This is a genomic window from Peribacillus sp. NPDC096540, from assembly GCF_050278525.1.
Lineage (GTDB): Bacteria > Bacillota > Bacilli > Bacillales > DSM-1321 > Peribacillus.
Map to the genome: position 1 here is coordinate 1 of NZ_JBNNTG010000043.1, position 12,956 is coordinate 12,956.

A 12,956-nucleotide genomic window follows, 5' to 3' on the forward strand; every position below is an offset into this window, starting at 1 on the left:
CGAACACGGCAGTTAAGCTCTTCAGCGCCGATGGTAGTTGGGGGTTTCCCCCTGTGAGAGTAGGACGCCGCCAAGCCATTTAAAAAGATCAGCCATTTCTGGCTGGTCTTTTTTTGTATTATATTTATATTCGTCTAATTAAGTCCTAAACACAATTGAGTTAACATAAAATTTAGAGAAAAATTGGATGTAGTATAGGGAGGCTTATAGGATATAGAAATACTATATCGAATGATACATTAAATTTACTTTTAATTGTTCGTAAGGGATATTTTTCTTATCTCTGTATAATCATACCTGTGTAAGGACAAATGGACAGAATTCTTCGTTTCTAAAGGGATATATGTTAAACTTAACTTAGTTCTGAAACTGTCATTGGGGGAATAGCCGATGGATACCTCTGCTAAAGATGAAATGATTTTTTCGTTTGCTGGATGGTTGAGAGACCAAGGCAAATCAGATAATACGATCAAAACGTATACTGGTGTTCTTTCACAGTTTTGTGACCAGACACAGAAGATATTAATGGAGATTCACTCTGAGGATATTCAAGATTATCTTGATTATTTAGAAAATTGCAAGAAAAGTCCAGGGACAATTGAAAAGCATTATATTGCTCTAAATGTCTTCTTTAAATTTTTAGAAAAGCCACAGATAATGCTTTCTGTTGAGCGTAAGGTAAAGGAGCACAAGAATGAGGTGCCAGAAACCTTAAGCATCAAAGAGCAGGAGGCCCTTTTGAGGGATATAGAGGCAGAGGGGAATCTGAGGAATATTGCCATTGTCTACTTATTATTACATACTGGAATTCGTGTCTCTGAATTATGTGACTTAAATAGTAGAGATGTCATCATGGATACAGATCGAAATTATATCCTTGTCCGGAACGCGAAGGGTGAAATTGATAGAACAGTCCCGCTCACAGTATCAGTAATACAACATGTTAAAAATTACCTTTATTCATTAAAAGAAAAAGCAGATCCTTTGTTCATTTCAAGTTACAATCAAAGAATCACTCCGAGATCGGTACAATATATTTTGAAAAAATACAATGTACACCCACATAAATTACGTCATACATTTTGTCAAAGATTAGTGGATAACGGGATAGATGTACAAACTATTTCCAAGCTAGCTGGTCATAAAGATTTGAACGTCACGAAGCGTTATTTAAAAGATAAATCACTGAATCTTGAAAATGCGATAGATCAGACTTTTACCAAAAATTAATCTATATAAGATTAATAAGGAAGGGGTAGCCCTTCCTTATTTTTGTTATTAGAATTGGCAATTTGAGACTATGGATTTTCAGGGGATAGCGAGTCGGTTGTCTAGTTTCTGTAGGTAGGATTATATGAAAATGAGTACGGAGTCTAATTGATGTAGCACCCTGAAACAATTAATGTTGCACAATGTGGAGTCTCTTAGTGAAGCAGAAATCGGGAACTTGTAAGAATATACTTTTAACTGTTTAATCTCTCAGGGAGGGTGAGGGTTAAGTCAATAAAACGTTTTTTTAGGTTTAGAAGCCACTATATTAATAACATCGATAAGAATTATGATGTTTTGGATAACGAAATAGGTTCAAATTAAATTTGTTGATATCAAACTAAAGAGGGTATCTCAGTATAAGATACCCTCTCAGTTTGTAGACAAAAGGGGTTCGGAATTAAAAAATTCCGAACCCCTTTTGAAATTCCCTTTGAATTTTGGCCCAAGGTTAAGAGAGTGGGCTCTACGAGCTCACTCTCTTAGGCCATTTTTGGACCTTGCCATGTCCAATTGGCCATCTTCTTTAAATTAATGGCAGCGAAAGTAAGCATCGCCTGCATCGACAATTTATTAAGTCCCATAAAGTAGTCCAACGCATACCATGCTTTTCTTTTGCATCTGCGAATAACGCTCAATCGTTTCTTTACGTTTCGCATAGATAGGTTTTACCTGAGTACGCAGATGATCTACTTCTTCTACATATGCTTGCCAGATATGGCCGTGTCACCACTTTTTGGTGGTCTTTGCTTCCTGTACACCGTGAAAAATGGGCATGTTGCACAAATGTTTTTTGGCGATTTGTACTCGCGATAGCCCTCTTTATTTGTTGTTGAGTACCTTAAAGTCTCGCCCGAAGGGCAAAGGTAACAATCAAAATGTTCATCGTAAATATAGTCATGTTTGCGAAAGAATCCTTCTTTTGTGCGAGGACGTGTATACGGTAAAGCCGGTGTTATTTTATTACCAAATAGATAGCTTGTAATCGCCGGTGTTTTATAAGCTGCATCTGCGGCAACGGCTTCGGGTTTTCCAACTTTCTCAATCACTTGTTCAACAAGTGGCTCTAATATATGACTATCATGCGTATTTCCAGGGGTTACAATCGTTCCCAGTACAAAACCGTTGCGGTCTGCGGCCGCGTGAAATGAATAGGCAAACTGCTTTGTTCGTTCATCTTTCACATAGTAGCCACTCTCAGGATCAGTTGTACTTTCTTTAATCTCTTTGGTTTCTTCCTTATCAAATTTATCCGGTGGGAAAGGCTTCTTTCCATGGTTTTCACGATCTTGATTCATTTCTTCTTGAAGGCGTCCTTGATACGCTCGTGTTTCCTTGCGAACGATTTTCTTTTCAAATTTCCGCTTATTCGCACTGGCTTTCACATGTGTGGAATCAACAAATACGTGCTCTGCACTTATTAACTTTCTATCGGCAGCTTTCATTAAGATGCGATAGAATATCTGTTCAAACAGGTCTGTATCTTTAAAGCGTCGCTCATAATTTTTGCCGAATGTTGAGAAGTGCGGCACTTTATCATAGAAACCGTAACCTAAGAACCAACGGTAAGCCATATTTGTTCCAACTTCTTCAATCGTTTTACGCATTGAAAGAATACCGAAGGTATATTGAATGAATGTCAGTTTAACTAAAATAACTGGATCGATACTTGGGCGACCTACCTCTGAATACATATCTTTCACCAAATCATAAATGAAAGTGAAGTCAATGGCTGCATCCATTTTACGAACCAAATGGTTCGCTGGCACCAGTTGTTCCAAAGTAATCATTTCAAGTTGATCTCGCTGAATAGAATCATGTTTAGAAAGCATCCTTATCACCTCAAGTTTTAATACTTCTATTTTAAAACAAAAAAGACTGTAGGAAAAAGGAGTTCTATCTAAATGTTAAAACAAAGTTGATTGGAACGGAAGGTGCGAGACTCCTGCGGGAAAAGCGTGCCCAGGGGAGACCCCGCAGGCGCAATGGCGCCGAGGAGGCTCCCGGACCGCCCGCGGAAAGCGAGTGCCCTACGTTCCAATCAACGGTCAAATTTTAAAAACGTAAAAAAACTGTAGACAAACTCAATTATTATCGAGTTTGTCTACAGTCTGAGAGGGTATCCCAGTATGAGATACCCTCTTTCTTATTGCTTACTTAATTTGCTTTTTTTCTTTTTACCTATTTTCATTATGACTTCATATACTACTGGTACGATGACAAGTGTTAGCAATGTAGAGCTGACAAGTCCACCGATTACGGTAATTCCCAAGCCTTGTGAAATTAATCCGCTGCCTTCTGCGCCAATGGCGAGTGGTATTAATGCACCAATTGTGGCAAGGGCAGTCATCAAGATTGGACGTAGGCGGGTGGATCCTGCCTCAAGTAATGCTTCACGAGTAGATAAGCCCGCTTCTTCATTTTTGATAACACGGTCCACTAAAACGATGGCATTAGTTACAACGATACCAATAAGCATGAGGACACCCATCATAGCCGAAACACTGATGGTCTCACCGGCAACAAACAATCCTGCCAATGCTCCAATTACCGTGAATGGTAAGGAGAACAGAATGGCGATTGGTGCTAAACCACCATGGAAAGTAACGACAAGGACAAAGTAAACAATAGCAATGGCCGCTAACATAGCGATTCCAAGTTGAGTGAACGACTCTTGGATATCTTCCGTTACTCCACCATAGTCTACAGTGACACTTGCAGGAAGGTCTAATTTTTCAACTTCCTTTTGTACCTCAGACGTTACTGCTGCTACATCATCCGATTTGATTGTTGCAGACACGTCGGCATAAATTTTTCCATCGCGACGGCTTATAGTATCGGATGCCTTGCCTTCCTCGATTTTAACAAGCTCTTTTAAAGGAATTTCCATTCCCATTGGAGAAGTAATTGTCGTATTCTCGAGATCTTTTTTATCTTCGAATGTCTTTTCTTCTGTCTCGACATATACTTTGACTTCTTCTCCATCTTTCTTAATGGTAGTTAGAACATCATCTTTGTTTGAATTTGCAATGGACATGCCAACTTGGGCGGCTGTTAATCCGAGTTCACTAAGTTTCTTCTGGTCTGTCACGAGTGTGTATTGCTCATATGCATCGGAAAGACTTGTATCGACATCTTTCAATTCTTTATTTTTCTTCATGATGTTTTGAATATCATCGATTACCGGTTCAATGTCTTTTTGTGTATTTCCATAGACATAAAGGGTCGTTTCGTTGCTTGATGTGGAAGTGAATTCTTGTTGCTTCCACGTTCCAGGAGAGTCAAGATTGGTTAAATGTTTTATGATCTTTTCTTTCTTTTCCCCGAAGTTTTCGGTGTCTTCATCATAAAGTACATAGAAGAGGGCTGAGTTACTAGAGCCGCCCATCATGCCACTCATCATGTTTTCACCTAGTGTGTATTGGACTGTCTTCACATCATCTTTATCCATTAGGTACTTTTCTACTTTTTCCGTTTCCTTTTCAATATCCTCTTTTAATTCGCCAGGTGCTGGGGTATAAGTAACGATGATCTGCTTCTCTTCATCCGCAGGCATGAAGCTGACACCGATACTTGGAATGAGGAATAAGCTACCGACTAATAATACTATTGCTGTACCGAATGTGATCAACTTATGGTTTAATGACCAATTCAGTGCTTTACGGTAGAATCCAGATAGCTTGCTTGGCTTTTCTTCATGTGATTTCAATTCTTTTTCGGAAAGGCCGTTTTTAAATAATGAGTCTGCCATGGCCGGTACAAGAGTGATGGCAATTATTAATGATGCGACTAATGCAAACACCATCGTAAAAGCGAATGGCATGAATAGTTCGCCAACAGGTCCTGTAACGCTTGCTAACGGCAGGTAAACGGCTACAGTAACGATAGTTGATGAAAGGATAGGGATGAACATTTCCTTAGTAGCGGAACGTATTAATTCGCCGCCTTTTAATTGCTCGCCTTTTAATGCCATTCTTCGATAAATATTTTCAATTACGACAATTGAGTCATCGACGACTCGGCCAATAGCAACTGTCATGGCTCCCAATGTCATAACATTTAATGAGATGTCCAATTGTTTGAGCACCAAAAGGGCTGCCAACAAAGATAATGGAATCGAAATGACGGAGATTAGGGTCGTTTTAAAGTTTCTTAGGAAAAGCATGATCACTATGACGGCAAACAGACAGCCGAAAATGGCCTTGCTAATCATGGTTTCGACAGAATCTTTAATCGGTTTGGCTTGATCAAGCGTAGTATGTACGCTTACGCCTTTAAATTCATCTTTAAAATTCGAAACTTGGTCTTGCACTTCGTCTACGATTGCAACCGTATCGGCATCAGGCGATCGGGTTACTTGAATCCCGATTGATTCACTACCGTTTGTTCTTGATATAGTCTCAGCCTTACCGGTGATTTTCACATCAGCAATGTCTGATAATTTGACACTTTGTAGTTGAGGAACTGTTGCATCAGGTGCTTGTTCAGGTGATACTTGATTGGTTCCCGGCGCTGTTTGAGTTGGTGTCTTTGTGTTAGAACCACCTGTTAAAGGTATTTTTATGTTTTTTAAGTCTTTTAAAGTGGAGATGTTTCCATCAACAACAATTGTTTTTTCTTTATCATCAAAGTTATATAGACCAAGTGGCATTGTTACATTAGCAGCTTGGATGACTTTTTTTACGGTCTCTTCATCTAGCCCGTATTGAGCCATCTTTTCTTGATTGAATGCAAGGCTACCCTCATTTACCTGTTGTCCTGAAATTGTTACGGAAGTCACTCCGTCAATTCCTTCAAGTTTAGGGACTAACACCTCTTCGACATTTTTTGTTAGGGCAGGTAAATCCGAATCTTTATCTGTTATACTGAGTGCTACAACAGGAAAAGCGTTTAACTCTAGTTTAGATACGCTGGGGCTATCAACCCCCTCAGGTAGTTCTAATTTCTCTAATGCTTCTTTCACTTGCTTTACAGCATCATCCATATCCGTATCATAGTCATATTGTAATTGGATTGAAGAAACATTAGCCATAGAAGAAGAACTAACTAATTCAACTCCTGATAAGTTTGTGACTTTTTGTTCAATTTGATCTGTAAGTTTATCGGCTACTTCTTCAGGTGCAGCACCAGGGTATACCGTGGAAATGCTTATTAAAGGAGTAGAGATGTTTGGAATGGTCTCTTGCTTCATGTTTAAACCGGAATATAGACCTGCTGCAACGATGATAATTGTCAGCAACCAGATTGCCAGTTTGTTTTTCAAAGAAAATTTAATGATTGAATTCAAACTTTTACCCTCCATACTTTATATTGTGACTAGTCGGTCATAAACTCAAATATATAGTATATGGATTATGAATGCAATAAATAATATTCAGTTGGTGTAATGTTGTGATTTCAAGGGTTTTGAGATACAATGTGGAAGAAATGACTCACTGGTCATGTAGGGGACAATATTTAAGAGATAGGATGAATTTGATGAATGAAAAGCATAAAATAATTATAGATAAGTCCGTAGAGATTTTCGCAGAGAAAGGTTATCATGCTACTTCCGTTCAGGAAATTACTGAAAAGTGTGGGATAGCCAAGGGATCCTTTTATAATTATTTTAAATCGAAGGAAGAGTTGCTTGTTTCAATTTTCAAATATTATTATGGTGCATTAACGGACTCGTTGCTTGATATTGAGTTAGATGATTCTTTATCCAGTAAAGAGAAGTTTTTGATGCAAATCATTGTACAAATAGAGCATGTGACAGGAAATACCAACTTAATTCGAATGATGATGCAGGAACAAATGGTTCATATCAGTAAAGAGCTAGATAGGTTTTTACACTATATCCATGAAGAGGGCTTAGTTTGGTTCAAACGAAAAATAGTTGAATTGTACCCAGAAATACCGACAAACTTCTTGCCAGATTGTACTATTATGTTAGACGCACTTTTCAAAGGTTATATCGGAATTTTATTCAGAAACAGACATTCATTTGAAGTGGAGAGGTTGCCTATCTTCATCTTAAATCGGATGGATTCCATTATTGAAGGTCTACATAAAACGGACGATCCTTTATTGAAAGAATTCCCTTTAATTGGATGTTCTGCACAAAAAGTGAGCCCTAAAGAGGAAATTAATGCAACCATACGACAGATATTGGAAGTAGGGAAACATAAAGAAGAGGGGTTAGAGACAAGTAAAAATGTTGAAGCGTTAAAAGCAATTCAAGAGGAATTCTCTAAAGTTAGACCAAATGGCATAATATTAGAAGGACTTTTATTATTTTTAGAAAAAAACGAAAAGCGGAATACCATGTGTTCTAAGCTTATCATTTTAATGAAAGATTATTTGACAAAAAATTAAAGATTTTTCTGAAGAGGCATACTGCCTCTTCTTTTATTTAAAGCTTTTCTAAAGTAACTCCTATGAGGTTGAGGCCAGAAAAGGAGAAAGGGAATGTTAATTTATAATAAAAATTATGGAAATGATAAGTTTGAAAGAGGTCTAGAAGCTTAAATTAAATGGCAAGTTTCGTCGATTGATGTAGGGAAGACTATCATGATTTGGTCCAGAAGAGTTTTATAGGCGCGAATTTATTGCATTTCCCCATGGTCAGTCCTAGGCGCTGGGCTTTTTTGCGTGCCATCGTCGCAAATTCAAGCTTTCCTAATCTGAAAAACCTAACTCAGTCAGGGATGACGGATGTGCTCGCGGGTCATCTGAATATTAAACAAAAGTGCCGCTTGAGGTAGATAAGTATGGAGGGAATTATAGCAAAACGCCTATGCAAATCAACGTCTTTCAGCATCATCTTTCTATATTTAACTTCAAATTAGGGAGACATGCATTATTTAATATTAATGTGTTTTTTTTGTTTTATTCATTCCTTATTTCTGCAATTGTTTCCAAAATAAGATAAAATATAGAGTGATATTTCATTTTTTGCAGGAGGAACACATATGGTGTACCAGGTCAGATTGTTAAAGGGCATTTTAGAGCCTCATAGGAGTCGTTATCAGCTGCAAAATGCAGAAGCAGTCACACGACTTGGATGGAAATTACTATTATTATATTTTCTTAGTTTTATAGTTTTCGCTGTGGAAGGATATTTTGGCATTGGATCGGAATCGTTTTCCAAAGAAATTACGAAGATGGATGCTAGTGAATTTGAAGTAGGAAAGTTGTTGATAGTAAGCGGCAATATAATAGCAGGTCTATTTTACCCTTCCATATACTTATTTTTATCATCTCTATTCTTTTGGATCGTTATAGATAGCCCATACATAAAAATAGTAATCGTTCAAATGATCATCTTTGGTTTGCAATTATTGGAAAAAGTGTTTCTGGTCCCTATATTAGTATTAATGGATATTGGATACGATGCAAATCCTTTTTCATTGGGAGTTATCAGTCAGTACTTTCTCAGAAGTGATTACTTTATTCACTTTTTTAGTGAAATCACTATTTTTCAATTTCTGATTATTGCTCTGCAATATTTCTATTTAAAGGCATTTTCAGAACGAAATAATTATTTGGTCCTTTTAATGATTGTTCTATTCTATCTGGCCACGTGGTTTGTTAAAGCCTTTTTAGCGTACATCCAAGTGGGCGTATTTGTATAAGGCGGGTGAAAACAATGAAAAAATGGAAAATTGCAGCCATATCAGTGGCATCAGCTGCGTTAATAACCGTTAATTTTTACCTTATTGAAAAGAAAGAAAGCAAAGTGGAACGAACTGTTTTTGTGGAAAATTGGACAAAGGTAAAAAAAGACACAATTACGGATACTATTCAAACAAAAGGGGTAGTTAAACCTTTAGAAGAGTATGATATCTATTTCGACACCAAGAAAAATGATTTTCAGAAATTCCTTGTAAAAGAGGGAGATGAGATAACGGCTGGATCCTCGTTGTTTGAATACACGACACCCGAACTTGATGCTCTAAAAGGAAATCTAGAAGCGGAAAAAACTGCCGCTGAGGGAGAAATTGTTGGGATTAATGAGTACATTGGTAAGTTGGAAGCTTATCAAGGAAGTTTGACCAGTAATTCTAATAAAGCAGTAATCGATGAATCGATAGAAAAGAGCTTAAATATTGATATAACGACTACCTCTTCAGACTTGATAAAAAGTAATCTTGAACAAGAAATGTACAAGCAGGAACTTGAAAAAAACCGCTTGGAAGAAAAGGTGATTATGCTGGATGCTCAGTTAAGTTCAATTGAGGAGCAAACTAGCGCGGTTGCGACGACGAGTGAGGCTGATGGAGTAGTAAAAAATATCAATAAAAACCTGAATAATCCCATTATTTCCATCGCTTCTTCAAATATGGGAATTGAAGGGGAATTCTCTGAAGAGCAGATGAAAAAGGCTAAAGTGGATATGACTATAAAAGTGAATTCTCCTGATTTAAAAAAGGTGTTGAAGGGAACTATAGGGCGTATACATTCTTATCCTACAGAGGAGCCTTCTCTAAAAAATGAAAACAGATTCCCTTTCCAGGCAACGATTGATACAGAGGGAGAAGAGGTAGAGCCTTTGTTGACAGGTGCAAAAGTAGATCTTACGGTAATAACCAATGAGAAAGCGGGTGTACCCTCCATCCCAATAGAGGCAGTACATCAAAAAAAGCAGCCACATGTCTATAAATTGACTAAAAGAGGCTATGTTGATAAACAATACATTACAGAGGGGTTTGAAGCAGAAGGAAAGCAAGAACTCTTAAAGGGTCCGACGGTAGGAGAGGTCATTCTAATAGAACCAAATAAGGTTGTGAAAAATCATTCGTACTTTATTACGCCGCTTCAGATTGACAAGGTAAAAGCTGCACCTTATAAAAAATTCACCACTCGGGAAAAAGTGAGGTACTTATTACTGGGAATATTGGAAAAATAACCTCCCTTTCATTGTTCAAGAGAGGGGATATATCAATCAGTTTTATTGTTTTTTTATATATCCATATAACAAAATTAAGCAAAATAGAGTATGTGTTATTATAGGTAAAATGGTCACTAATGCAGAATATTCAGACATTTATAAAGGTTTTTTCTTAAAGTGACAAGAAAAAATATTTACAGAATAACATTTTTAGTATAATATTTTATTATTAAGTATTCGCTTAATCTTTTACAAGAACGGGGGACCCATTTTTGCGGATTTTTTTCGCTAGGGGTGAATTCAGAAATGAAAGGGCTTTTGTGTTTCCAATTCCTAACCCGACAGCTAACCTCGTCAGCGTCTTTAAGGGAGCATGTGTGAATATTCACGCCTATAGGAAATCGACACATGAAGTGTCTTTTTTTTCGGCGTAAAGATAGAGTTTTTCAATAAAAGAAAAATTACTTTCTTTCTATTAGTATCTTGTTTCCCTTACCGAGACAAAATGTTTTTACATCAAAGACTTTATGGAAGGTGAGGAAAGTAAATGAAGAAATTTAAATTAAGTTTAGCTAGCCAAATTTTCATTGGTTTAATTCTAGGGATTATTGTTGGTGCCATTTTTTATGGTAGTGAAACAGCCCAAAACTTTTTACAACCATTCGGAGACATTTTCCTACGAATGATTAAAATGATTGTTGTACCAATCATTGTGTCAAGTCTTATCGTTGCAGTTGCAGGTGTAGGTGATTTAAAATCAGTAGGTAAACTTGGAGCTAAATCAATATCATACTTTGTTGTGGTAACTATGATAGCGATTGCAGTTGGTCTACTTTCCGCGAATATTATCCAGCCTGGTGTTGGTGTAAATATGGACAAGCTAGAACAAACTGATATTTCTTCCTATGTTGATACAGCAGAAACTAAGCAACATGAATCTTTTGTAGATACAATCGTTCACATTGTGCCATCTAATCCGGTAAAAGCGATGGTAGAAGGCGATATGCTAGCGATTATTTTCTTCTCTGTTTTGTTTGGAATTAGTATTGCGGCTATCGGTGAAAAAGGTAAACCAGTATTCCGTTTCTTCCAAGGTACAGCTGAAGGGATGTTCTACTTAACTAATATGGTCATGAAATTTGCTCCTATCGGGGTATTTGCACTAATCGGGGTGACCATTTCCAAATTCGGTTTGGAATCTTTAATTCCATTAGGTAAGTTAGCGCTTACTGTATACGGAACAATGATTTTCTTTGTAATTGTCGTTCTGGGTCTTATTGCAAAATTTGTAGGGTTCAATATCTTTACGTTGATTAAGCTTCTAAAAGAGGAATTAATTCTTGCGTTCTCGACAGCAAGTTCAGAAGCGGTTCTTCCGAAACTCATGGAAAAAATGGAGAAAGCGGGATGTCCGAAACATATTGCTACGTTTGTTATTCCGACAGGATACTCTTTTAACCTTGATGGGTCTACATTATATCAAGCATTAGCAGCTATCTTCATCGCTCAAATGTATGGAATTGATTTAAGCGCTTATGAACAAATTACACTAATGTTAGTGTTAATGATCACATCTAAGGGGATTGCAGGTGTACCTGGTGTATCCTTCGTAGTTCTTTTAGCGACATTAGGAACAGTTGGTATTCCTATTGAAGGTTTAGCATTTATTGCTGGTATCGACCGTATTCTTGATATGGGTCGTACAGTAGTAAACGTTATAGGTAATTCACTTGCAGCTATCGTTATCTCTAAATGGGAAGGTCAATTCAACCCTCCTGCCGATAATGGAAAACTAGAACAAGTTTCTTAATTTAAAAATCCAGAGTGAAATATCACTCTGGATTTTTTTTTGTGGAATTTTATAGAGCTTATTTTTGAACAATCCAAAAGCGGCAATCGGATGAGAAAGTGATGACTTCATCGCTTTCATGAAATAATTCACTTCGATAAAAACTTTCTAGGACAGTAAAACCTGCTTCATCGAGACAGTCAAGGACCTCCCGTTGATTAGGTATATGAAGATAGGTATTTTTTGGGAGGGTCTTTCCAGGAGTGAAAATATCACCAAACTCATATAGCCGGTCATCCTGTTTACCTTCACACCAAATCATTTCTTCCTGTTCCCAAAAATTCAGGAAATTTTCATTTTTGTCACGGTCATGGGTAGTAAAAATGAAAATGCCATCAGGTACTAAAATACGGTTAATTTCTTTTAAAGCTAGAATGCGTTTTTTTCGTTGAGGGATTTGCATTAAACCGTTAAAGGTGAAGAATGCTTTATCGAATGATGAGTTATTGAAAGGAATGTCCGTAGCTTCGCCAAGGATAAAAGGTATATCTAGGTTTTCTTCGCGTGATATTTTCTGGGCTTCCTGTAGCATGGCAGGAGTTAGGTCGAACCCGGATATTTTATGAAAACCTTTTTTATATAAGGAAAAGGTGGTTCGTCCTGTACCACAACCGATATCAAGGATTTTGTCATCTTGGGAAAAATATTTCTCGAATGCATACTTTTCAGATTGCCACAGGCCTATCTTTTTCGTTGCGTCGGCATAAAGGGGAGCGGCTTCATGAAAAGAATTAATGATAAAACCTTTTTCAATTTTATCCATCGTCATTCCTCCAAACCTTTATTTTTACTATAATATGGTTATTTAATTTTGTCGAGCTTGGATCTAACCTATTTAAATTAGTTATGGCTGAACTCTTTATATGGTAAGAAATAAAGGCATATATCTTCACTATGAATACATAAAATGCAGGTGTGGATTTACATTCTTGATTATATAACCTTCGTGAAAACCAAAAAGTTTGA

7 protein-coding genes, 1 rRNA gene, 1 pseudogene and 1 riboswitch are annotated in these 12,956 nt (G+C 37.1%); of the genes and pseudogenes, 6 read left to right on the plus strand and 3 right to left on the minus strand.

Annotated elements, in window-relative coordinates; genetic code table 11:
* A 5S ribosomal RNA gene (gene rrf / locus ACQKMR_RS24600) occupies positions 1 to 76 on the plus strand; the annotation flags it as partial.
* Positions 77 to 390: 314 nt separating this feature from the next.
* Positions 391 to 1,230, plus strand: coding sequence for a tyrosine-type recombinase/integrase (locus ACQKMR_RS24605; protein WP_427699648.1), 840 nt, complete (start codon positions 391 to 393; stop codon positions 1,228 to 1,230).
* A 521-nt stretch (positions 1,231 to 1,751) separates the two neighbouring features.
* Here the strand turns inward: ACQKMR_RS24605 and ACQKMR_RS24610 are convergent.
* Both ACQKMR_RS24610 and ACQKMR_RS24615 read right to left on the minus strand, forming a co-directional pair.
* Positions 1,752 to 3,101 (minus strand): annotated as a pseudogene (locus ACQKMR_RS24610) (IS1182 family transposase).
* A gap of 314 nt (positions 3,102 to 3,415) precedes the next feature.
* Positions 3,416 to 6,556: an efflux RND transporter permease subunit gene (locus tag ACQKMR_RS24615; protein WP_427699649.1), complete on the minus strand. Its 3,141-nt coding sequence runs from the start codon at positions 6,554 to 6,556 to the stop codon at positions 3,416 to 3,418.
* A 191-nt stretch (positions 6,557 to 6,747) separates the two neighbouring features.
* On the opposite strand from ACQKMR_RS24615, the gene ACQKMR_RS24620 reads away from it, so the two are divergent.
* The 4 genes from ACQKMR_RS24620 (at position 6,748) to ACQKMR_RS24635 (ending at position 11,951) form a co-directional block, all read left to right on the plus strand.
* Positions 6,748 to 7,626 (plus strand): TetR/AcrR family transcriptional regulator, encoded by an 879-nt coding sequence (locus tag ACQKMR_RS24620; RefSeq protein WP_427699650.1) that lies wholly within the window; start codon positions 6,748 to 6,750, stop codon positions 7,624 to 7,626.
* 596 nt (positions 7,627 to 8,222) lie between these two features.
* Positions 8,223 to 8,885: a hypothetical protein gene (locus ACQKMR_RS24625; RefSeq protein WP_427699651.1), complete on the plus strand. Its 663-nt coding sequence runs from the start codon at positions 8,223 to 8,225 to the stop codon at positions 8,883 to 8,885.
* A 14-nt stretch (positions 8,886 to 8,899) separates the two neighbouring features.
* Positions 8,900 to 10,159, plus strand: a complete 1,260-nt coding sequence (locus ACQKMR_RS24630) for an efflux RND transporter periplasmic adaptor subunit (RefSeq protein ID WP_427699652.1) — start codon at positions 8,900 to 8,902, stop codon at positions 10,157 to 10,159.
* A 210-nt stretch (positions 10,160 to 10,369) separates the two neighbouring features.
* Positions 10,370 to 10,516, plus strand: a riboswitch (cyclic di-AMP (ydaO/yuaA leader).
* Between the two features lie 172 nt (positions 10,517 to 10,688).
* Positions 10,689 to 11,951: a cation:dicarboxylate symporter family transporter gene (locus tag ACQKMR_RS24635; RefSeq protein ID WP_427699653.1), complete on the plus strand. Its 1,263-nt coding sequence runs from the start codon at positions 10,689 to 10,691 to the stop codon at positions 11,949 to 11,951.
* 58 nt (positions 11,952 to 12,009) lie between these two features.
* Here the strand turns inward: ACQKMR_RS24635 and ACQKMR_RS24640 are convergent, their stop codons facing one another.
* The gene (locus ACQKMR_RS24640) at positions 12,010 to 12,753 is read right to left on the minus strand and encodes a methyltransferase domain-containing protein (RefSeq protein ID WP_427699654.1); all 744 of its coding nucleotides are present in this window, start codon (positions 12,751 to 12,753) and stop codon (positions 12,010 to 12,012) included.
* Positions 12,754 to 12,956: the final 203 nt, after the last annotated feature.

Coding starts and splice junctions, on each gene's coding strand:
- ACQKMR_RS24605 (WP_427699648.1), top strand. CDS start 391: ATGGATACCTCTGCTAAAGATGAAATGATTTTTTCGTTTGCTGGATGG.
- ACQKMR_RS24620 (WP_427699650.1), top strand. CDS start 6,748: ATGAATGAAAAGCATAAAATAATTATAGATAAGTCCGTAGAGATTTTC.
- ACQKMR_RS24630 (WP_427699652.1), top strand. CDS start 8,900: ATGAAAAAATGGAAAATTGCAGCCATATCAGTGGCATCAGCTGCGTTA.
- ACQKMR_RS24640 (WP_427699654.1), bottom strand. CDS start 12,753: ATGGATAAAATTGAAAAAGGTTTTATCATTAATTCTTTTCATGAAGCC.
- ACQKMR_RS24635 (WP_427699653.1), top strand. CDS start 10,689: ATGAAGAAATTTAAATTAAGTTTAGCTAGCCAAATTTTCATTGGTTTA.
- ACQKMR_RS24625 (WP_427699651.1), top strand. CDS start 8,223: ATGGTGTACCAGGTCAGATTGTTAAAGGGCATTTTAGAGCCTCATAGG.